The sequence below is a fragment of the Sphingomonas sp. GM_Shp_1 genome (genome assembly GCF_026540895.1).
GTDB lineage: Bacteria > Pseudomonadota > Alphaproteobacteria > Sphingomonadales > Sphingomonadaceae > Sphingomonas.
Window position 1 is genome coordinate 1 of the sequence record NZ_JALNUR010000021.1, and the last position, 20,375, is coordinate 20,375.

The window sequence follows — 20,375 nt, forward strand, 5'->3', positions numbered from 1 at the left end:
CGGGAGGGGCGTGCCAAGGATCAGCCTCGCGGATGGATCGAATCCTCTGTTCTTGCCGCTCCCCTCCCGCCTGCGGGACGGGATGGGGGAGGGCAGGCCGCAGCCGACGCACCCGCCGAACCGCCTCAACCCACGAAAAAGGGCGGCCACCGAAGTGACCGCCCCCTTCCTGTCCCGTGAAGGACCCCGTCAGCGAATTACGCGACGGTCTTCATCTTCTCGGCGGCGACCGCGAAGCGGTTGCTCAGCGGCTGGGCGACTTCGCCGGCCAGCTTCATCAGATGCTCGGTCGAGCGCGAGGTCTCGGCGACCATCGAGTCGAAGGCCGAGCGGGCGAAGTCCGACTGGAGCTTCAGGAATTCGGTCGGCGACTTGACCGACGACAGCGTCTGCAGCGTCTGGGTCGCGGTCTCGAACGAGCGCTTGGCATAGTCCGCCGCACCCTGGCCCAGCGTCTCGGCGCCCTTGGCGGCGATCTTCGACGATTCGACGACGGCTTCCAGATTGCCCTTGTTGAAGGCGATCATGTCTTCGAACAGCTTGGCGCTCTTCTCCATGGTGGCCTGGGTGCGGGCCTGGGCGTCGCCGAAAAAGGCCTGGGTCTTGGCGGCGGTATCCTGGGCGGCGTTCTCGATGGTGCTCGTGGCTTCCATGATGATATCCTTGGGCTTTGAGTCCGCCGAAACCGCGGCGGTCGGGGAAGAAATTTTCGGGGCCTCGGCCACCGGCGCTGGGGCCGGAGCGGGCTCGGGCGCCTCGATCGGTTCGGCTTGCGGCGCGGGCGTTGCGGCCACCGGTTTCGGTACGGGCGGCTTCGGTGCGGCGGCCTTTACGGGCTTGGGCACCGCCGGGGCGGGCTGCGCGACCTTCGCCACCACCTGCGCGGCGGGCTTTTCGGCCACCGGCTCGACCTTGGTCGGCTGGCTCAGCGGCAGGCCCGGGCTGGCGGAAGCGGGTGCTTCGACAGCCAGCGGCTTGGCGGCCAGAGTGGGATCGGAGGGGAGGCCGGGCAGCGTCTTGGCGGCGACCGGCTTGGTCGCGCGACGCGGTTTGGCCGCCGGCTTGCCAGCGGTAACGGTCGGCTTGGTCTTATCCAACGGCGCTCTCCCGATTTGTTGCGCTGCACAATAGCGATTCGGGGCCTTCAAATCAAGTCCATTGTGCAGTGCAGCATATCAGCCATCAGCGTTGTCGGACATAGCGTCCCGGGGCGTCGTCCAGGGCGGGCAATACGCCTTGGCCGGGTATGCGCGCGCCCGTGACGGCGACCGTGGCGGCATCGCGTTCGCGCAGCCAGTTCGCCCAGTCGGGCCACCAGCTGCCCTTCGTCTCCTTCGCGCCCGCGACGAAGTCGGCCAGCGTCGCGGCGGGCGTGTCGTTGGTCCAATATTGATATTTGCCCGCAGCAGGCGGATTCACCACGCCCGCGATATGGCCCGATCCCGCCAGCACGAAGCGGAGCGGTCCGGCAAAGGCCTCGGTGATCTTCCACACGCTTTCGGGCGGGGCGATATGATCCTCGCGCCCCGCCTGGACATAGGCGGGAGTGGCGACCTTCGTCAGGTCGAGCGGCACGCCCGCCACCGCCATCGCGCCCGGCGTCATCAACCGATTGTCGCGGTACAGGTCGGTCAGATAGCTGAGGTGCCATTTGGCGGGCAGGTTGGTGACGTCGCTATTCCAGTGGAGCAGGTCGAACGGCACATAATCGCGCCCCAACAGATAGTTGTTGGTGACGTAGTTCCAGATCAGGTCGCGCCCGCGCAACAGGTTGAAGGTCATCGCCAGATAGCGCCCGTCGAGATATCCCTCGGGCGACAGCGCGGCGATCATCTTGAGCTGTTCGTCATCGACGAAGTGGAGCAGCTCGCCCGCCTTCGAGAAATCGACCTGCGCGGTGAAGAAGGTGGCGCTGGCGACCTTGGCGGCGTCTCCCTTGGCGGACAACAGGGCGAGCGTGGCGGCCAGCGTCGTCCCCGCGACGCAGTAACCGACGGTGTGGACCGACTCGACCGACAGCAGATCACGCACCGTGTCGACCGCATCGACCTGCGCGGTGACATAATCGTCCCAGATCACGTCCTTCATCGTCGCGTCGGCGGACTTCCACGACACCATGAAGACGCTGAATCCCTGATCGACCAGCCATTTGATCAGGCTCTTCTCGGGCGCGAGGTCGAGGATGTAGAAGCGGTTGATCCAGGGCGGAAAGATGACGATCGGCACCGCTGCCACCCGTTCGGTGGTGGGGGTGTAGTGGATCAGCTCGTAAAGGTCGGTCCGCTTCACCACCTTGCCGGGCGTCGCGGCGAGGTTGCGCCCGACCTCGAACGCACGCGAATCGCTGTGCGTCAGCTGCCCGCGCCCCAGATCGGCGAGCATGTTCTGAAGGCCCTTGAGCAGATTCTCGCCGCGCGTCTCGACGATCTTGTCGAGCACCTCCGGGTTGGTCGCGGGAAAGTTGGTCGGGCTCATCGCATCGACAAAGGCCTGCGCGGCGAAGCGGATCTGCTCCTTCTGCTTGGGGTCCACCCCCTCCAGCGCATCGACGCCGCGCAGCATATGGTCGGAGATGACCTGATAGCTCTGCCGGATCCAGTCGAAGAGCGGTGATTGCCATTGCTCGGCCTTGAACCGGCGATCGGGCCTGGGGGGCGCGCTCGGCTCGGCGGCGGGGTCGACGAAGCGCTGCCACAGCTTCATCGAATCGGACCAGAAATCGCGGACCCGCTCCATCGTGGCGGGATCGTTGAAGCCCGGCACCACCGGCACCCCTTCGGGCGGGGGCGACAGCGCGGCCTCCATCATCATCTGCTGCGCCCGGCCCATCACCCAGGTCCAGTGTTGCAACTCCTCCAGCGTGGGCAGGGTCGGGGCGGTCGCGGGGCGGGCCGTCATAACATCCTCTCGTGCTTTTCAGGCCATGTTAGCGTCAGGATATTGCGCCGTCATGTCGGGTCGCGTTGGCAAACGAAAGACGCTAAGGTCCGGGTCCCATATCGTTACACAGAGGGACCCATGTCCGAAGAGTTCTACCGCATCAAGCGCCTGCCGCCCTATGTCATCGCCGAAGTCAACGCGATGCGGGCAGCGGCGCGCGCGGGCGGCGAGGACATCATCGATCTGGGCATGGGCAATCCCGACCTGCCTCCGCCGCCCCACGTCCTCGAAAAGCTGATCGAGGTGATCCAGAAGCCCGACGCGCACGGCTATTCCCAGTCCAAGGGGATTCCGGGCCTGCGCCGCGCTCAGGCGAACTATTATGGCCGCCGCTTCGGTGTCGATCTCGATCCCGAGACCGAGGTGGTCGTGACCATGGGGTCGAAGGAAGGGCTGGCGTCGCTGGCGACCGCGATCACTGCGCCCGGCGACGTGATCCTGGCGCCGAACCCCTCCTATCCGATCCACACCTTCGGCTTCATCATCGCGGGCGCGACCATCCGCGCGGTGCCGACCACGCCGGACGAGGCCTATTTCGAGAGCCTGGAGCGGGCGATGCACTTCACCGTGCCGCGTCCCTCGGTGCTGGTGGTCAACTATCCGTCCAACCCGACCGCCGAGACGGTGGACCTGGCGTTCTACGAGCGACTCGTGGCGTTCGCGAAGAAGCATGAGCTGTGGGTGCTGAGCGACCTGGCTTATTCCGAGCTTTATTATGACGGCAACCCGACGCCCTCGATCCTCCAGGTCAAGGGCGGCAAGGACGTCGCGGTCGAGTTCACCTCGCTGTCCAAGACCTATTCGATGGCGGGCTGGCGGATCGGCTTCGCGGTGGGCAACCGGAAGCTGATCGCGGCGATGACGCGGGTGAAGTCCTATCTCGACTACGGCGCCTTCACCCCGATCCAGGCGGCGGCCTGTGCGGCTCTCAACGGGCCGCAGGACATCGTCGAGAAGAACCGCCAACTCTATCACAAGCGCCGCGACGTGCTGGTCGAGAGCTTCGGCCGGGCGGGGTGGGATATTCCCAGCCCCAAGGCCTCGATGTTCGCCTGGGCTCCGCTGCCCCCCGCTCTGGCGCATCTGGGGAGCCTGGAGTTTTCCAAGCAGTTGCTGACCGAGGCCAAGGTCGCGGTCGCGCCGGGCGTCGGTTACGGCGAGAATGGCGAGGGCTTCGTCCGCATCGCGCTGGTCGAGAACGAACAGCGGCTTCGCCAGGCGGCGCGCAACATCAAGCGTTACCTCCAGTCGATGGGCGTCAACACGCCGGGCTCGGCCAAGGCGGTATAAGCCACGCGGCGGCGGCAGGGCGAGGCTCCGCCGCCGTCACCGGCCCGGTCACGCCGCATGGGCGGCCGGGCGGCCCGCATGGCGAACGCGCTTGATCGCGTACATCGCCGCGTCGGCCTGTTCGATCAACGCGCCGAGATCGCCATGGACGCGCCCGTGCGACAGGCCGATGCTGAGTGACGGATGGCCGGGCCCCGTGGTCAGGGCGACCATCGCCTGATCGAAACGATGCGCCAGCCGGGTCGCGATCGAGCGCGCCGTCGCCTCATCCTGATCGGGCAGGATGCAGAGGAATTCGTCGCCCCCGATCCGCACCAAAGTCCCGCCCGTTCCCATTTCGCGCTGCGCCAGATCGGCCAGCATCCGCAGCGCCGCGTCGCCCGCCGCATGACCCTGTCCATCGTTCAGCGCCTTGAACCGGTCGATATCGATCAGCAGCAGCGTCACCATGCCGCGAAGCTCCGACTCGATCCGTCCCATCCCGAACCGGTTGAGCGCCCCGGTCAGGTGATCCCGCCCGGCCTGCTCGCCCAGCGAGCGCTGTACCCGCTCCGCATCGATCAGCAGCAGCGCGAAATGGCTGAGCGAAACCAGGATGATCGCGATTCCGACGCTCCAGTCGGCGGTCCACTGCGCGGTCGCTCCCCAGCTCGGGTCGCTCCACGACACCAGCAGCAAAGCGGTTCGCGCCAGGAACAGCGGCACCGATCCGGCGAACAACAGGCCCATGACCCAGGCGGTGCGCAGTCTTTCGGTGCGTGCGATGCCGATCAGCAGCCAGGCGGCGGCGAAATTGAACACCGTGCGCGTGCCGCCCAGGACGACCAGCGGCAATCGCAGGTCGCGATCGCCGAGCAGCAACAGCAACACGCTGAACGTCAACATGCCCGCCAAGAGAACCATCAGAGCCGATGGCAAACGCCGTCGCGCAAAGATCGACAGGCTGGTCACGCACAGGCACAGGCCGACCAGCAGGAAGAGATCGGTGATCCGCTCGGGCATGGAAAGCCGGGTGCCGTCGAAGCACAGGCCGGCGGCATTGGTCACGCCGATCAGGATCTTGCCCGATCCCCACCAATAGGGCCAGCGCCCCGGATCACGGCTGACCATGCCCGGAAAGAAATGGATCAGTCCGGACAGGATGCTGCCCAGTGCCGCCACCACCTGAAGGCTGGCGATATCCAAAATGATCATTCCGGCCCCCGCTCGTGTCCAAGCCCCCCGGCCGACACGCGCTCGCCCTAATAGACGATAGGTTACCCTTTTGTTTCGCTAGAGGTATGATTTTTTACCGCGACCGCGACGGTTTCGTCATCCGTCCGGCATGGGCGACCGTCAGAAGGATTGATCCCGGCCGCTCCTAACCGCTACGGCGGGGGCAATCCCGCAAACCGGCCCGGTTCACCCCCATTGGGGCGGATCACGCGGCCGACGGAGTGAAGAGTGAGCAACGAACTAGACCATATGCGCGAGCATCTGCTGACCGCCATCGCCGCCGCGCCCGCGCTGGACGCGCTGGAGACGGTGCGCGTCGATGCGCTGGGCAAGCAGGGCCGCATCACCCAGCTATTGAAGACGCTGGGCAAGATGAGCCCCGAGGAACGCCAGGTCGAGGGGCCGCGCATCCATGGTCTGCGCGAGGCGGTGACCGAGGCGCTGGCCACCCGCAAGGCTGCACTGGAACAGGCGGCGCTCGACGCCCGGCTCGCCTCCGAGCGGCTGGACATGACCCTGCCGGTCGAGACCAGTGGCTTCGGCACCGTCCACCCCGTCAGCCAGGTGATGGACGAGCTGGCCGAGATCTTCGCCGATCTGGGCTTCGCGGTCGCGACAGGGCCGGAGGTCGAGACCGACTGGCACAACTTCACCGCGCTCAACATCCCGGAGACGCATCCGGCGCGGGCGATGCACGACACCTTCTATCTGGCGGGGGTCGAGCCGGGCGGCGAGCGTACCGTGCGCCGCGTGCTGCGTACCCACACCTCGCCGGTGCAGATCCGCACGATGCTGGACCAGAAGCCGCCGATCCGCATCATCGCGCCGGGCCGCACCTATCGCTCCGACTCGGATGCGACCCACACGCCGATGTTCCATCAGGTCGAGGGGCTGGTGATCGACAAGGGCATCACGCTCGGCCATCTGAAATGGACGCTGGAGACCTTTCTGAAGGCGTTCTTCGAGCGCGACGACATCGTGCTGCGCCTGCGCCCCAGCTATTTCCCCTTCACCGAACCCTCGGCGGAGGTCGATGTCGGTTACACTATCGAGAAGGGCAAGCGCGTCATCGGCGGCTCGGGTGGCGGCTGGATGGAGGTTCTCGGCTCCGGCATGGTCCACCCCAAGGTCATCGAGGCCTGCGGGCTCGACCCCAATGAGTGGCAGGGCTTTGCCTTCGGCTGCGGCATCGACCGCCTCGCCATGCTGAAATATGGGATGGACGATCTGCGCGCCTTTTTCGACGGCGATATCCGCTGGTTGAAGCATTACGGGTTCGCGAGCCTCGACGTACCCACCTTGTCGGGAGGAGTCGGCGCATGAAGTTCACCCTGGGCTGGCTGAAGAGCCATCTGGACACCGACGCTTCGCTCGACGCCATTGTCGAGGGGCTGACCCGCATCGGCCTGGAGGTCGAGGGCGTGCACAATCCGGGCGAGGCGCTGTCCTCGTTCCGCGTCGCGCGCATCCTGTCGGCGGAGCGGCATCCGCAGGCCGACAAGCTCCAGGTCCTCAGCGTCGATGCCGGTGACGGCCCGATGCAGGTCGTGTGCGGCGCACCCAATGCCCGCGCCGGGCTGGTCGGCGTGTTCGGCGCGCCGGGGGCCTATGTCCCCGGCCTCGACGTGACGTTGAAGGTCGCCGCCATTCGCGGCGTCGAGTCGAACGGCATGATGTGCTCGGCGCGCGAGTTGCAGATCGGCGAGGGCCATGACGGCATCATCGAACTGCCCGAGGATGCGGTCGTCGGCACCTCTTTCCCGGACTATGCCGGGCTCAACGATCCGGTCATCGACGTGTCGATCACGCCGAACCGGCAGGACTGCATGGGCGTCCACGGCATCGCGCGCGATCTGGCCGCCGCTGGCCTGGGGACGCTGATCGCGCCGACCGTGCCGCAGGTGGCGGGCGAGGGGCCCGGCCCCGATGTGCGGATCGAGGATGCGGAGGGTTGTCCGGCCTTCTACGCGCAAGCCGTGTCGGGTCTGACCAATGGCGAGGCACCGGAATGGATGCGCCGGCGGCTGACCGCGATCGGGCAGAAGCCGATTTCGGCGCTGGTCGACATCACCAATTACATGACGGTCGATCTCGGCCGACCCTTGCACGTCTATGACAAGGCCAAGCTGTCGGGCGGCCTGGTCGCTCGCAAGGCGCGCGAAGGCGAGACGGTCGAGGCGCTCAACGGCAAGACCTATACCCTGTCGGAGGGCATGACCGTCATCGCCGACGAGGCGGGCGTGCAAGATATCGGCGGCATCATGGGCGGCGAGCATTCGGGCGTGTCGGAGACGACCACCGACGTCATCATCGAATGCGCCTATTTCGCGCCCGAAGCGATTGCGCGGACCGGCCAGAAGCTTGGACTGACCTCCGACGCGCGCACCCGGTTCGAGCGCGGGGTGGACCCGGCCTTCCTCGACGACGGCCTCGCCATCGCGACCTTCCTGGTCCTCGAATATTGCGGCGGCACGGCCAGCGGCGTGACCCGCGCGGGCCAGCCGCCGGTGGTGGCGAAGACCATCGCCTATGATCCCAACCTTGCCGAGACGCTGGGCGGCCTCGCCATCGCACCCGAGCGACAGAAGGCGATCCTCGAGTCGCTCGGCTTCACCGTCACCGCCGACTGGCAGGTGACGGCCCCCAGCTGGCGGCGCGACATCGACGGCCCCGCCGATCTGGTCGAGGAAGTGATCCGTATCGAGGGGATCGACCATGTCCCCCCGGTCGCGCTGCCCCGCGCCCCCGGCGTCGCGCGTCCCACCGCCACGCCGCAGCAGAAGCTGGAGCGTCGCGCCCGCCGCGCCGCCGCCGCGCGCGGTCTGGACGAAGCGGTGACGTGGAGCTTCATCAGCGAGGCACAGGCCGCGCCCTTCGGTGGCGGGGCCTTCACCCTGGCCAACCCGATCAGCGAGGATCTGAAGGTCATGCGGCCCTCGCTCCTCCCCGGCCTGCTCGCCGCGACCGAGCGCAACATCAAGCGTGGCGCGACCTCGGTCCGCCTGTTCGAGATCGGCCGTCGCTATCTGGAAGAGGCCGAGCGGCCGACCCTGGGCGTGGTGCTGGCGGGCGACAAGCTCCAACGCAACTGGCGCTCGGGCAAGGCGCAAGGCTTTGACGCATACGACGCCAAGGCCGAGGCGATCGCACTGCTCGCGCAAGCGGGAGCACCTGTGGATAACTTGCAGGTGATGGGCGAGGCGGGCGACGCCTGGCATCCCGGCCAGTCGGGGACGCTGCGGCTGGGGCCGAAGACGGTGCTGGCGGCGTTCGGCATGGTCCACCCCTCGGTCCTCAAGGCATTTGACTTGGATGGCGCGGTGGCGGCGGTCGAACTGTATCTCGACGCCATCCCGCCCAAGCGGGCGACGGGCTTCATGCGCCCGGCCTATACGCCGCCCGCGCTGCAATCGGTGCGCCGCGACTTCGCCTTCCTGGTGCCCGACAGCTTGGCGGCCGACCAACTGATCCGTGCGGTGCGCGGTGCCGACAAGGCCGCGATCACCGCCGCGCGCGTGTTCGACGTGTTCGCCGGGCAGGGCGTGCCCGACGGGCACAAGTCGGTCGCGGTCGAAATCCTGCTGCAACCGGCGCAGAAGAGCTTCACCGACGAGGAACTCAAGGCCATCGCCGACAGAATCGTCGCGGCGGCCGCCAAGCAGGGAGCGCAACTTCGTGGCTAACGAAGAGAATTGGGTCCACATCGCCAACGACCATCTGTCGGCGGCGATCAACCCGTTCGGCGCGGAGCTGTCCTCGTTGAAGGACGCAGCTGGCCGGGAGTTGATGACGAACGCGGACCCGGCCTTCTGGACCGGCCGCGCGCCCTTGCTCTTCCCGGTGATCGGCGTGACCCGCGACGGCATCCGCCTGAACGGCCAGCATTATCCGATGGCCAAGCACGGCTTTGCCCGCCACTCGACCTTCGAGCTGGTGACGCACGAAGCCACCCGCGCCGTCTTTTCGCTGGGCGATAGCGAGAAGACCCGGACCTCCTATCCCTTCGCCTTCCGGCTGGAGGCGGAGTTCCGGCTGGAAGAGGCGACGCTGGTGATGGAAATCCGCGTCCTCAACCGGGGCGAGGTGCCGATGCCTGCCAGCTTCGGCTTCCACCCTGCCTTTGCCTGGCCGCTGCCTTACGGCGAGCGCCGCGCCGACCATCGCATCGTCTTCGAGAAGGACGAGCCCACCCGGCTGCGCAAGATCACGCCCGATGGCCTGATCGCCGAGGCGCGCCGCGACAGCCCGCTCGACGGGCGGGTGCTCCATCTGGCGGACGATTTGTTCACCGAGGACGCGCTGGTCTGGGACCCGGTCGAGAGTCAGGCGCTGACTTATGGTGCCGAGGGTGCACCGCAATTGCGCATCGCCTTCCCCGACACGCCCAAGCTCGGCATCTGGACCAAGCCCGGCGCGGCCTATGTCTGTGTCGAGCCCTGGCACGGCATCGCCGATCCGGAAGGCTTTGACGGCGAGTTTGTCGACAAGCCCGGCGTGTTCGTCGTGCCGGTCGGGGGCGAGAAGGTGATGCAGATGACGGTGACGTTGGCGGGGTAACCTTCTAAAAGCCCCTCCCCTTCAGGGGAGGGGTTGGGGTGGGGCCTATCCATCAGCGTCCCGTTTGCGGTGATGCCCCACCCCCGGCCCCTCCCCTGAAGGGAAGGGGAGCGGTCTGGCCCGAATGGCGCGTGCAAAGCGGGGCCTGTCTTGTGCCACAATTTGCTGTAACAGGCTACGCATCTCGGGCGCCCGGACGCCCCATTTCCCTATTCGACAGAGCCGCCCATGACTTCCCCCCGCCGTACCTTCGCGATCATCTCGCACCCTGACGCCGGCAAGACGACGCTGACCGAAAAGCTGTTGTACTTCGGCGGCGCGATTCACCTGGCGGGCGAGGTCAAGGCGCGGGGCCAGAACCGGCGCGCCCGGTCGGACTGGATGAAGATCGAGCAGCAGCGCGGCATCTCGGTCACCTCCTCGGTGATGACCTTCGAAAAGGACGGCGTGACCTTCAACCTGCTCGACACGCCGGGCCACGAGGATTTCTCGGAAGATACCTATCGCACCCTGACCGCGGTCGACTCGGCCGTCATGGTCATCGACGCGGCGCGTGGTATCGAGGCGCAGACGCGCAAGCTGTTCGAAGTGTGCCGCCTGCGCTCGGTGCCGATCATCACCTTCGTCAACAAGGTGGATCGCGAGGGGCGGCCACCCTTCGAGTTGCTCGACGAGATCGCCGACATATTGGCGCTCGACGTCGCTCCGATGAGCTGGCCGGTCGGCATGGGCGGGCTGTTCGAGGGGATTCTCGACCTGACTACCGGCAAGGTCAGCCGTCCCGAAGGCGACAGCCGCGCCTTTCTGGGCAAGGTCGACGCCGATCCGACGCTGCCCGCCGAGATCGCCGAAGAGGTCGAACTGGCCCAGGCGGGGTACGCCGCGTTCGATGGCGAGGCCTATCGCAACGGCGATTTGACGCCGGTCTATTTCGGCTCCGCGCTGAAGGATTTCGGGGTCGCCGAGCTGATCGACGCGCTCAGCCGCCATGCGCCGCCGCCCCGGCCCCAGCCCGCCGAGCCCGCGCCGGTGTCGCCGGAGAACAAGGAAGTCACCGGCTTCGTCTTCAAGGTGCAGGCGAATATGGACCCGCAGCATCGCGACCGGATCGCGTTCATGCGGCTGTGCTCGGGCACCTTCAAGCGCGGCATGAAGCTGACCCCCACGGGCCATGGCAAGCCGATCGCGGTCCACTCGCCGATCCTGTTCTTCGCGCAGAATCGCGAAGTCGCGGACGAGGCGTTTCCGGGCGACATCATCGGCATCCCCAATCACGGCACGCTCCGGGTCGGCGATACGCTGTCGGAGCGGGCGGATGTCCGCTTCACCGGCCTGCCCAATTTCGCGCCCGAAATCCTGCGCCGCGTCGCGCTGAAGGACCCGACCAAGACCAAGCAGCTTCGGAAAGCCTTGGACGACATGGCCGAGGAGGGGGTGACCCAGGTCTTCTATCCGGAGATCGGGTCGAACTGGATCATCGGCGTTGTCGGGCAACTCCAGCTCGACGTGCTGCTGTCGCGGCTGGATGCCGAGTATAAGGTTGCGGCGGGGCTGGAGCCCGCGCCGTTCGACACCGCGCGCTGGATCGCGGCGGACGATCCCGCCGACCTGAAGGCGTTCATGGACCTGAACCGCTCGGCCATGGCCAAGGACCGCGACGACAACCCCGTCTTCCTCGCCAAGAGCGCCTGGGAAGTCGGCTATGTCGCCGATCGCTATCCCAAGGTCCGCTTCCTCGCCACGCGCGAGCGATAAGGCGGAACCCGAGGGCCGTTTCGGGGCTTCAACGGTCATGACCGAACAGGGACTGACCATGGACCGCCCCGCGATCGAAGCCATTTTTGATGCCAATGAGAAGCTGATTCGCCGGCGCGCGCTGAAGGCCGGGGCGAAGGCGCTGACCATCGGCACCGAAAGCCTGGCCGAAACGATCGACCAGATCGCCGATGCTTACGGCCTGACCGGCGCGCAGCGGCGCCAGCTGGAGCCCGGTGCGGCCATCGAGGCGCAGGAGATCGCGGCCAAGCTGAAGGGCTTTGTCGGCCCGGCCGCGATCCTGGGCGATCTGCGTGGCGGATCGGGCCTGTTGTCGCAGGCGCGCGCGGCGGGAAAGCTGGCCAAGACCGCACGGCGGATCGGCAAGGGCGGGCTGGCCGCCGGTCGGATCGCCGCGCGCGGTGGCCGGGCGGCACGCGGGGTGCCCTGGGCGGCGCTGGGCGTCGCGGCCTGGGGCGTCGGCAATGGCGGTTGGTTCTGGTGGCGCGCCCATGCCTATAACCGGGCTTGCCGGGATCTGCTGCTGGGCGCGCAGGGCGGGGTGATTCAGCACCCTTGAGGCGGGATTGCAGCCTAGCTTTCGACTGAACGGGGTTTGAGGCCCGGACCCGCTCCACACAGCCGTTCCGCCTGAGCGAAGTCGAAGGCCACGCGCCGCCCTATCGCCGTTCCGCCCGATCGTCCCAGGCCAGCGCCTCGACCAGCGAATCGCGGATGTTGCGCAACATGGTCGCAGGATCGTCTTTCGCCCGCGCCTCGTTGTCCAACAGTTGTTGGACGCCGCGTATGGTATAGGCCTGCTGGTTGAGCAGGTGATCGATGCGGCGAATCAGGGTCAGGTCTTCGGCGCGGTAATAGCGCCGGTTGCCCGCCCGCTGCACCGGACGAAGCTGCGGGAAACGGCTTTCCCAATAGCGTAGCACATGCTGCGCCACGCCGGTTTCCCGCGCAACCTCGCCGATGGTGCGCAGGGCACCATCGGACTTGCCGCCTTCGATGGGACGCTCTGGCCTATCCCGCCGCGACAATACGATCGCGCATCATCTGGCTCGCGCGGAAGGTCAAGACACGGCGGGGTGCGATGGGCACCTCGATCCCGGTCTTGGGATTGCGGCCGATCCGCTCCCCCTTGTCGCGCAGCACGAAGGTGCCAAAGCCGGAAATCTTGACGTTCTCACCCCGCGCCAGGGCCTCGCACATCTCGACGAGGATCTGCTCGACCACGTCCGCCGAATCGGAGCGGGACAGGCCCACCTCATGATGCAGCGATTCCGCCAAGTCGGCGCGTGTCAGAGTTCCAGCTTTGGTCATGTCCATCCCCCAATGGTTTGCAAAGAGCCGATTAACACATCGACTATTGGGACCGAAAGGGATTTATCTTGGTTAATGAAAATCGATTGCCTAGAAGCGGATTACTGCCGCTCCCCAAGTGAAGCCGCCACCCATTGCCTCCAAAACGATCAGATCATTTTCCCGGATGCGCCCGTCCCGAACCGCCGTGTCCAGCGCCAAAGGAACTGAAGCCGCCGAGGTATTGGCATGGCGATCGACCGTCACGATGACTTTCTCGGCGGGAAGACTCAGCTTGCGCGCGGTGGCATCCAGGATACGGGCATTGGCCTGATGCGGCACGACCCAGTCGACATCGGCGGCGGACAGCCCGGCCAGTTGCAGCGCTTCTTCCATCACCTGCGCCAGATTGACGACGGCATGGCGAAACACTTCGCGACCCTTCATGCGGAGCTTGCCGACCGTGCCGGTGGTCGAAGGGCCGCCATCGACATAGAGCAGGCCGTTGTGGCGCCCATCGGCATGGAGCTTGGTCGTCAGGATTCCGCGTCCGCCTTCATCGGCGCTCTCGCGGGCCTCTAGCACCATCGCCCCCGCTCCGTCGCCGAACAGGACGCAGGTGGTGCGATCCTCCCAGTCGAGGATCCGGCTGAAGGTCTCGGCACCGATGACCAGCGCGCGCCGCTGCACACCCGAGCGCAGCATCGCGTCGGCGACCTGCACGGCATAGAGAAAGCCCGAGCAGACCGCCGCGACATCGAACGCCACGCAGTCGTCGATGCCCAGCATCGTCTGGACCTTGGTCGCGGTGGCAGGAAAGGTCTGGTCCGGGGTGGCGGTCGCCAGCACGATCAGGTCGATATCCTGCGCCGACAGGCCCGCCGCCGCGATCGCGGCCTTGGCGGCGTCGGCGGCCAGCGTGGCGGTCGTTTCCTCGGGGCCCGCAATGTGGCGGAAACGGATGCCGGTGCGCTCGACGATCCACTCGTCGGACGTATCCACCTCCTGCGCCAGTTCCTCGTTCGACACCCGCCGGGTTGGAAGCGCCGAACCCGTACCCGTGACGATCGAACGAATCATGCGGCATCCTCGAAATTCAGGAGATCCTCGGCAATACGCCGGGTCAGGTCGGCACGCACCATCTTGGCCGCGTTGCCGATCGCGGTGGCGACGCCCAGTTCGGTCGCGCCGCCATGGCTCTTCACCACCACGCCCTTCAGGCCCAGGAAAACCGCGCCATTATGGTTGTTGGGGTCGAGGTGATCGCGCAGCAATTCCGTGGCGGGGCGCGAGATCAGGAAGCCGATCTTCGACCGGGTCGAGGAGCGGAAGGCGCGCTTCAACAGGTCGCCGACGAATCGCGCGGTGCCCTCGGCGGTCTTGAGCGCGATATTGCCCGCAAAGCCGTCGCACACGATGACGTCGACTTCGCCGCGCGCGAGCTGATTGCCCTCGATGAACCCGGTGAAGTTCAGCGGCAGATGGCTCTGCCCGCGCAGCACGGCGGCGGCGTCGCGAATCTCGTCGGTGCCCTTCTGGTCCTCGGACCCGATGTTGAGCAGCGCGACGCGCGGATTGTCGAGTTCGAGCAGGATGCGGGCATAGGCCGCGCCCATCACCGCGAATTGCACGAGGTTGCGCGCATCGCACTCGGTGTTGGCACCCAGGTCGAGCATGACGACGTCATTGTCGCCCAGCGTGGGAAGCGGCGCGGCGAGCGCGGGCCGGTCGATGCCGGGCAGGGTGCGCAGGGACAGTTTGGCCATCGCCATCAGTGCGCCGGTATTGCCCGACGATACGGCGGCGGCGGCGCGTCCCCGCTTCACCAAGTCGATGGCGATGCCCATCGATGTCGTGCGGGCGCGCCGGATTGCCTGGCTCGGCTTCTCGCTGGAGCCGACCACTTCGGGCGCGTGCACGATTTCGGACGCGGCGGACAGATTGGGATGGGTCTTCAACCCCTCCGCAATCTGTGCCTCGTCCCCGACCAGCAGGAAGCGCATGCCCTCGAAACGGCGTCGCGCTCTGGCGACACCGGCCAGCATCACGGCCAGCCCGTCGTCGCCGCCCATCGCATCGACGGCGATCCAGGCGTTATCGGCCATGCGTTCCTCTAACGGTCATTCCGTTGACGGATGGAGGGATCAGCCCTCGACCGACACGACCTCACGGCCGTTATAATGGCCGCAAGCGGTGCACAGATTGTGCGGACGCTTCAGCTCGCCGCAGTTCGGGCATTCTTGGAATGCCGCGACGGTCAGCGAGTCGTGGCCACGGCGCATGCCGCGCTTGGAGGGCGAAGTCTTTCTCTTGGGGACGGCCATTGCGGCACCTTATCAATTCGAACAATGGGTGGAATACGCCACGGTCAGCACCCATTGCGCGCCCGGATCGAAGGACCCGGCCGCGTGAGCACCCAGCCGGACGCATCGCGAAGCCCCGCGCCTATAGCGAGTTTTGCCGATGTTGCAAGCTTTGCCACGGAATGGCAGGCGGTGTTCAGGTTCAATATACGGAGAATGCGGCACTTATGGTCTTGCCCGTCACGCTCAGCATCGCGGCGGCGGCCGCCCTGGTCAATCTGTGGCTCGCCCTGCGAATCGTCGTCGGGCGGGTGCGGGGCAAGGTCCTGCTGGGCGATGGCGGTGATTCGCGACTGGCCAGCGGAATGCGCGCGCAGGCCAATTTCGTCGAGTATGCGCCCTTCGTCCTGATCCTGATGGCGCTGATCGAGCTGGCGGGGGGATCGTCCTTCTGGCTGTGGGTGCTGGGCGGCGCATTCATCATCGCGCGGATCGGCCATGGCTGGGGCATGATGCGGCCCGCGCCCAATATCGGGCGCGCTGGGGGTGCGATGGGAACCTGGGCGATCCTGGCGCTGTTGGCGGGCTGGGCGATCGGGATCGTCTATACCAGCCATGTCGCGCCCATTAGCGCCACCACCGTCATAAGGATCGACCAGCGATGATTCGTTTTCCCCTCATCGGCATGGCCGCCATCGCGCTGACCGCCGCCGCCCCCGATCCCATCTCGCCGCAGCGCCTGTCGGACGATGTGAAGACCCTCGCCTCCGACAGCTTCGCGGGACGCGCCCCCGGCACGCCCGGCGAGGCGAAGACGGTCGACTGGCTGGTCGCCCAGTTCAAGGCGATGGGGCTGCAACCCGGCGGCCCGGACGGGCAGTGGACCCAAGCCGTGCCACTGATTCGGACCCAGGTCGGGCAGGGAGCGATTCGTGCGGGCATCATGAAGATGACGCAGGGCGACCAGATCTATGTCTCGACCGTGCGGCCCGTGGACCATGTCGTGATCGAGCATGCCCCGATGGTGTTTGTCGGCTACGGCGTCCATGCGCCCGAGCGCGGCTGGGACGATTTCAAGGGCGTCGACCTGAAGGGCAAGATTGCCGTCTTCCTGGTCAACGATCCCGATTTCGAGGCGGTGGCGGGCGACGATGCCAAGGGCAGGTTCGGCGACCGCCGCATGACCTATTATGGCCGCTGGACCTATAAGTATGAGGAAGCCGCGCGGCGCGGCGCGATCGGCGCGCTGATCGTTCATGACACGCCCGGCGCGGGCTATGGCTGGGCGACGGTGACGGCGCCGGCGGGCGAGAATTACGATATCGTCCGTGCCGACCCGCGTTCGCGCGTCCTTCTGCAAGGCTGGCTGTCGGGCGATGCGGCGGCGACGCTGTTCACCGCCGCCGGGCTGGACCTGGCCCAGCAGCGCAAGGCCGCGCGCCGTGCCGATTTTCGCCCCGTGGCGTTGAAGGGGCAAATCTTCTCCGCCGATCTGCCCGTGACGACCGTGCGTGCCGAGAGCCGCAACGTGCTGGCGAAACTCCCCGGCAAGACGCACCCCGACGAGGTGGTGATGTTCGGCGCGCATTGGGACGCCTATGGCCGGGGCAAGCCGGATGCGGAAGGACGGACGATCCGCCCCGGCGCCAATGACGATGCGCTGGGCGTGGCGGGCGTGCTGGAGTTGGCCCGGGCGTTCAAGGCCGCTCCGCCGACCGACCGCAGCCTGGTCTTCGCGCTCTGGACCGGCGAAGAGCGCGGGCTGCTGGGGTCGGAGACCTATGCGGTGAAGCCGGTCTATCCGCTCGGCAAGACGGTCGCCAACCTGACGCTTGACATTCTCCAGACGGCCGGGCCGTCGAAGGACGTGATGCTGGTCGGCGATGGCCAGAACGATCTGGAGGACCGGCTCAAGGCCGCCGCCGCCGCGCAAGGGCGGGTGGTGACGCCCGAGGCTTTGCCCGAGCGCGGGCTGTTCTACCGCGCGGACCATTTCTCGGTCGCGCGGCGGGGCGTGCCGACCTTGCTGCTGATGGCGATCAGCGGGGCGCCCGATCTGGTCGCGGGCGGGCGGGCCGCAGGGCAGAAATGGCTCGACGCCTATATGCGCTGCTATCACCAGACCTGCGACGCCTGGGACGCGAATTGGGATTTGCGCGGGGCGGCGGCGGATGTCGGGTTGTTCTACCGGATCGGGCGGGACCTGGCCGATGGGCGCGATTGGCCGGAATGGCGTGAGGGGTCGGAGTTCAAGGCGATTCGGGGGGAGAGCGCTGCGGAACGGCGGTGATTCCCTTAGCCTTCGACCTCGGCGCTTTGCGCCGAGTTTATCCTGAGCGGCTGGCTTGCCAGCCAGCCGAAGGGCTCAGGCTGAACGGGGTTTGGGGAACCCCTATCCCACCAGCCGTTCAGGCTGAGCGAAGTCGAAGCCCACGCGAAACCCTCACCCCAATCCCAGCACCCGATCCGCCACGAACGCGTTGCTCTGTCGCTCATGCCCAAAGGTGCTGGGCTGGCCGTGCCCCGGAATGAACGCCGTCTCGTTCCCCAGCGGCCAGAGCTTCTCGACGATCGAGCGGATCAGCGTGTCATGATCCCCGCCCGCCATGTCCGACCGTCCGATCGATCCCTGGAACAGCACGTCGCCGACCAGCGCGAACTTAGACGGCGCGTGGTGGAAGATGACATGCCCGCGCGTATGCCCCGGCGTCTCGTACACATCCAGGGTCAGGTCGCCGATCGTCACCGTGTCGCCTTCGGATAGCCAGCGGGTCGGCTCCAGCACCTGAGCGGGGATGCCATAGGCCTGGCCGTCCTCGTCCAGCCGCGCGAGCCAGAAGCGATCCTCCTCCTGCGGCCCCTCGACCGGGATGCCGAGCGAATCGGACAGCGCCTTCGCCCCGCCCGCATGGTCGATATGGCCATGGGTGAGCAGGATTTTCTCCACCGTCACCCCGGTCTTGGCGAGGGCGTCGTGGATGCGGGGCAGGTCGCCGCCGGGATCGACCACCGCGGCCTTCATCGTCGCGGTGCACCAGACGATCGAGCAATTCTGCTGGAGCGGGGTGACGGGCACGATCGCGGCGCGGAGCGGGGGCGTGGTCTGGGAAGCATCGGTCATGGCGTCCGGGATAGAGACTGGGACAGTCGCGGCCAATCGATACTTGCATGTGCGGGGAAGGGCCGTGCATGGATCGGACGCCATGCTGCGCCTCGATGCCCCTTTCGTGCTGCTCGACGACGCCCGTGACGGAGGAGCGGCGGCGCGGCTCTATACCGCGCCGGTCGAGATCGTCGTCGCGCATGCGCCGCAGGAGGTCGCGCCCGCACTGGAAAAGCTGCGACAGGCGCGCGCGCGGGGCCTCCATGCCGCCGGGATGATCGCCTATGAGGCCGGGGCGGCGCTGGAACCCGGTGTGTCCGCGCCTGCGATCGACGGGCCGCTTCTGTGGTTCGGCCTGTTCGAGGGCTGGCGCAGCCTGTCGGTCGAGGCGGCGCTGCCCGATCCGGCGGGGGCGTGGATCGGCGCGCTGGAGCCCGAATGGGACGAGGCGCGCCATGCGGCGCAATTCGCCGAGGTGCAGCGGCTGATCGCGGCGGGCGATCTTTACCAGGTCAATCTGTCCTTTCGCGCGACCGCGCCGGTCGTCGGCGATCCGCTGGCGCTCTATGCGGGGCTGCGTGCCCGGTCGCGTGCGGGCTGGGGCGCCGTGGTGGCGACCGGGGAGGCGACGATCCTGTCGCTGTCGCCCGAGATGTTCTTCGCGCTGGAGGATGGTCGCCTCACTGCGCGGCCGATGAAGGGCACCGCGCGGCGCGAGGCCGATCCCGCCGCCGATGCGCGCGCGGCGGCGACCCTGCGCGACGACCCGAAGCAGCGCGCCGAGAATCTGATGATCGTCGACCTGATGCGCAACGACCTGTCGCGCGTCGCCCGGGCGGGCAGCGTCGCGGTGCCCGAGCTTTTTGCGGTCGAACCCTATCCGACGGTGCACCAGATGGTGTCGACCGTCACCGCCGACCTGGCCGAGGGGCGCGATGCGGTGGACGTCCTCGCCGCGCTGTTCCCCTGCGGATCGATCACCGGCGCGCCCAAGATCCGCGCCATGCAGGCGATCGCCGGGATCGAGGACTCGCCGCGCGGCCTCTATACCGGTGCGATCGGGCGGCTGGATGCGGATGGCGACGCGATGTTCAACGTCGCGATCCGCACGCTGACCTGGCCCGAAGGCGGCGCCCGAGTGACGCTGGGGATCGGTTCCGGCGTGGTCGCCGACTCGGTCGCGGCGGCGGAGTGGGACGAGTGCCTGGCCAAGGCGGCCTTCCTGTCCGGCGGGCAGCCCGCGTTCGACCTGATCGAAACCATGGCCTTCGATCCGGTCGAGGGTATCCAGCATCTGGAGGCGCATCTCGCCCGGATGAAGGCGAGCGCGGCGGCGCTGGGCTTCACCTTCAACCGGCATGACGCGCGCAACGAGTTGCAGGCGGCAACCTTCCGCCTACGCGACGTCCGCCGCATCCGCCTGCTCCTCGCCCCCGGCGGCGCCTTGGTGGTCGAGGTGGGCCCCGCCCCGGTGCCGTTCGAGGGGGTGGTGCCGGTGCGGGTCGTGCCACTGCCCGTCTCTTCCCAAGACCTGCGCCTGCGCCACAAGACCAGCGCGCGGGGCTTTTACGATGCCGCGCGCCGGGCGGCGGGCACGCCCGAAATCCTGTTCGAGACGCCCGATGGTAGCCTGACCGAGGGCAGCTATACCTCGCTGTTCGTGCGGCGCGGCGACCGGCTGGTGACGCCGCCCTTGAGCGAAGGGCTCCTCCCCGGCGTGCTGCGCGGCCATTTGATCGAGACGGGGCAGGCGGTGGAGGGGCGGTTGACCCGCGCCGACCTTCGAGACGGATTCTTGCTTGGCAATGCGCTTCGCGGATTGTTTCGTGCGGAGATGGTTGCGGATTGATGCGAGGAAGGGCTAAGGCGCCCCCGCAAATCCCTGACGCAAAGGTTTCGTT

At 67.3% G+C, this 20,375-nt stretch carries 18 protein-coding genes; 9 read left to right on the top strand and 9 right to left on the bottom strand.

All coding sequences use genetic code 11. From position 1 onward, the window contains the following. Positions 1–197: 197 nt before the first annotated feature. Together OXQ33_RS11625 and phaC are read right to left on the bottom strand one after the other, a co-directional pair. A complete protein-coding gene (locus tag OXQ33_RS11625) occupies positions 198–1,097 on the bottom strand; it encodes a phasin family protein (RefSeq protein WP_267434855.1) in 900 nt (299 codons plus the stop codon). An 85-nt stretch (positions 1,098–1,182) separates the two neighbouring features. Next, complete coding sequence (phaC, locus tag OXQ33_RS11630; RefSeq protein ID WP_267434856.1) at positions 1,183–2,898, bottom strand: class I poly(R)-hydroxyalkanoic acid synthase; 1,716 nt, start codon at positions 2,896–2,898, stop codon at positions 1,183–1,185. A gap of 120 nt (positions 2,899–3,018) precedes the next feature. On the opposite strand from phaC, the gene OXQ33_RS11635 reads away from it, so the two are divergent. Next, positions 3,019–4,230: an LL-diaminopimelate aminotransferase gene (locus OXQ33_RS11635; protein WP_267434857.1), complete on the top strand. Its 1,212-nt coding sequence runs from the start codon at positions 3,019–3,021 to the stop codon at positions 4,228–4,230. A 48-nt stretch (positions 4,231–4,278) separates the two neighbouring features. Here the strand turns inward: OXQ33_RS11635 and OXQ33_RS11640 are convergent, their stop codons facing one another. Next, positions 4,279–5,424, bottom strand: a complete 1,146-nt coding sequence (locus tag OXQ33_RS11640; RefSeq protein ID WP_267434858.1) for a GGDEF domain-containing protein — start codon at positions 5,422–5,424, stop codon at positions 4,279–4,281. A 270-nt stretch (positions 5,425–5,694) separates the two neighbouring features. On the opposite strand from OXQ33_RS11640, the gene pheS reads away from it, so the two are divergent. The 5 genes from pheS to OXQ33_RS11665 all read left to right on the top strand — a co-directional run bounded on the left by pheS (position 5,695) and on the right by OXQ33_RS11665 (position 12,337). After that, positions 5,695–6,768: a phenylalanine--tRNA ligase subunit alpha gene (pheS, locus tag OXQ33_RS11645; protein WP_267434916.1), complete on the top strand. Its 1,074-nt coding sequence runs from the start codon at positions 5,695–5,697 to the stop codon at positions 6,766–6,768. Next, the gene (gene pheT / locus OXQ33_RS11650) at positions 6,765–9,128 is read left to right on the top strand and encodes a phenylalanine--tRNA ligase subunit beta (RefSeq protein WP_267434859.1); all 2,364 of its coding nucleotides are present in this window, start codon (positions 6,765–6,767) and stop codon (positions 9,126–9,128) included. The genes pheS and pheT overlap by 4 nt, the downstream gene beginning before the upstream one ends. Next, entirely contained in the window at positions 9,121–10,002 is an 882-nt protein-coding gene (locus tag OXQ33_RS11655; protein ID WP_267434860.1) for an aldose 1-epimerase family protein, read from the top strand. Before pheT ends, OXQ33_RS11655 begins: the two co-directional genes overlap by 8 nt. A 228-nt stretch (positions 10,003–10,230) precedes the next feature. After that, positions 10,231–11,757, top strand: a complete 1,527-nt coding sequence (locus OXQ33_RS11660; protein WP_267434861.1) for a peptide chain release factor 3 — start codon at positions 10,231–10,233, stop codon at positions 11,755–11,757. Positions 11,758–11,794: 37 nt separating this feature from the next. After that, on the top strand, positions 11,795–12,337 hold the full coding sequence (locus tag OXQ33_RS11665; protein WP_267434862.1) for a hypothetical protein: 543 nt from the start codon (positions 11,795–11,797) through the stop codon (positions 12,335–12,337). A gap of 100 nt (positions 12,338–12,437) precedes the next feature. Here the strand turns inward: OXQ33_RS11665 and OXQ33_RS11670 are convergent, their stop codons facing one another. The 5 genes from OXQ33_RS11670 to rpmF all read right to left on the bottom strand — a co-directional run bounded on the left by OXQ33_RS11670 (position 12,438) and on the right by rpmF (position 15,392). Then, positions 12,438–12,806 (bottom strand): MerR family transcriptional regulator, encoded by a 369-nt coding sequence (locus OXQ33_RS11670; protein ID WP_267434863.1) that lies wholly within the window; start codon positions 12,804–12,806, stop codon positions 12,438–12,440. Beyond that, positions 12,790–13,089, bottom strand: a complete 300-nt coding sequence (locus OXQ33_RS11675; protein WP_267434864.1) for an integration host factor subunit alpha — start codon at positions 13,087–13,089, stop codon at positions 12,790–12,792. Before OXQ33_RS11675 ends, OXQ33_RS11670 begins: the two co-directional genes overlap by 17 nt. 90 nt (positions 13,090–13,179) lie before the next feature. Beyond that, entirely contained in the window at positions 13,180–14,148 is a 969-nt protein-coding gene (locus OXQ33_RS11680; RefSeq protein ID WP_267434865.1) for a beta-ketoacyl-ACP synthase III, read from the bottom strand. Further along, a complete protein-coding gene (plsX, locus tag OXQ33_RS11685) occupies positions 14,145–15,173 on the bottom strand; it encodes a phosphate acyltransferase PlsX (RefSeq protein ID WP_267434866.1) in 1,029 nt (342 codons plus the stop codon). Before plsX ends, OXQ33_RS11680 begins: the two co-directional genes overlap by 4 nt. Before the next feature lie 39 nt (positions 15,174–15,212). Next, on the bottom strand, positions 15,213–15,392 hold the full coding sequence (rpmF, locus tag OXQ33_RS11690) for a 50S ribosomal protein L32 (protein ID WP_042488281.1): 180 nt from the start codon (positions 15,390–15,392) through the stop codon (positions 15,213–15,215). Between the two features lie 206 nt (positions 15,393–15,598). Here rpmF and OXQ33_RS11695 point away from each other — a divergent pair, with 206 nt between their 5' ends. Both OXQ33_RS11695 and OXQ33_RS11700 read left to right on the top strand, forming a co-directional pair. After that, on the top strand, positions 15,599–16,036 hold the full coding sequence (locus OXQ33_RS11695) for an MAPEG family protein (RefSeq protein ID WP_267434917.1): 438 nt from the start codon (positions 15,599–15,601) through the stop codon (positions 16,034–16,036). Then, entirely contained in the window at positions 16,033–17,661 is a 1,629-nt protein-coding gene (locus tag OXQ33_RS11700) for a M28 family metallopeptidase (RefSeq protein WP_267434867.1), read from the top strand. Before OXQ33_RS11695 ends, OXQ33_RS11700 begins: the two co-directional genes overlap by 4 nt. Before the next feature lie 153 nt (positions 17,662–17,814). Here OXQ33_RS11700 and OXQ33_RS11705 read toward each other — a convergent pair whose 3' ends face one another. Further along, complete coding sequence (locus OXQ33_RS11705; protein WP_267434868.1) at positions 17,815–18,492, bottom strand: MBL fold metallo-hydrolase; 678 nt, start codon at positions 18,490–18,492, stop codon at positions 17,815–17,817. A gap of 82 nt (positions 18,493–18,574) precedes the next feature. Here OXQ33_RS11705 and pabB point away from each other — a divergent pair, with 82 nt between their 5' ends. Next, on the top strand, positions 18,575–20,323 hold the full coding sequence (pabB, locus tag OXQ33_RS11710; RefSeq protein ID WP_267434869.1) for an aminodeoxychorismate synthase component I: 1,749 nt from the start codon (positions 18,575–18,577) through the stop codon (positions 20,321–20,323). Positions 20,324–20,375 lie beyond the last annotated feature (52 nt).

What these genes read in the sequence shown, in the direction of transcription:
- pheS (WP_267434916.1), top strand. Translation starts at nt 5,695, where the DNA reads ATGCGCGAGCATCTGCTGACCGCCATCGCCGCCGCGCCCGCGCTGGAC.
- OXQ33_RS11675 (WP_267434864.1), bottom strand. Translation starts at nt 13,089, where the DNA reads ATGACCAAAGCTGGAACTCTGACACGCGCCGACTTGGCGGAATCGCTG.
- pabB (WP_267434869.1), top strand. Translation starts at nt 18,575, where the DNA reads ATGCTGCGCCTCGATGCCCCTTTCGTGCTGCTCGACGACGCCCGTGAC.
- pheT (WP_267434859.1), top strand. Translation starts at nt 6,765, where the DNA reads ATGAAGTTCACCCTGGGCTGGCTGAAGAGCCATCTGGACACCGACGCT.
- OXQ33_RS11660 (WP_267434861.1), top strand. Translation starts at nt 10,231, where the DNA reads ATGACTTCCCCCCGCCGTACCTTCGCGATCATCTCGCACCCTGACGCC.
- OXQ33_RS11665 (WP_267434862.1), top strand. Translation starts at nt 11,795, where the DNA reads ATGACCGAACAGGGACTGACCATGGACCGCCCCGCGATCGAAGCCATT.
- phaC (WP_267434856.1), bottom strand. Translation starts at nt 2,898, where the DNA reads ATGACGGCCCGCCCCGCGACCGCCCCGACCCTGCCCACGCTGGAGGAG.
- plsX (WP_267434866.1), bottom strand. Translation starts at nt 15,173, where the DNA reads ATGGCCGATAACGCCTGGATCGCCGTCGATGCGATGGGCGGCGACGAC.
- OXQ33_RS11695 (WP_267434917.1), top strand. Translation starts at nt 15,599, where the DNA reads ATGGTCTTGCCCGTCACGCTCAGCATCGCGGCGGCGGCCGCCCTGGTC.
- OXQ33_RS11635 (WP_267434857.1), top strand. Translation starts at nt 3,019, where the DNA reads ATGTCCGAAGAGTTCTACCGCATCAAGCGCCTGCCGCCCTATGTCATC.
- OXQ33_RS11640 (WP_267434858.1), bottom strand. Translation starts at nt 5,424, where the DNA reads ATGATCATTTTGGATATCGCCAGCCTTCAGGTGGTGGCGGCACTGGGC.
- OXQ33_RS11700 (WP_267434867.1), top strand. Translation starts at nt 16,033, where the DNA reads ATGATTCGTTTTCCCCTCATCGGCATGGCCGCCATCGCGCTGACCGCC.
- OXQ33_RS11680 (WP_267434865.1), bottom strand. Translation starts at nt 14,148, where the DNA reads ATGATTCGTTCGATCGTCACGGGTACGGGTTCGGCGCTTCCAACCCGG.
- rpmF (WP_042488281.1), bottom strand. Translation starts at nt 15,392, where the DNA reads ATGGCCGTCCCCAAGAGAAAGACTTCGCCCTCCAAGCGCGGCATGCGC.
- OXQ33_RS11705 (WP_267434868.1), bottom strand. Translation starts at nt 18,492, where the DNA reads ATGACCGATGCTTCCCAGACCACGCCCCCGCTCCGCGCCGCGATCGTG.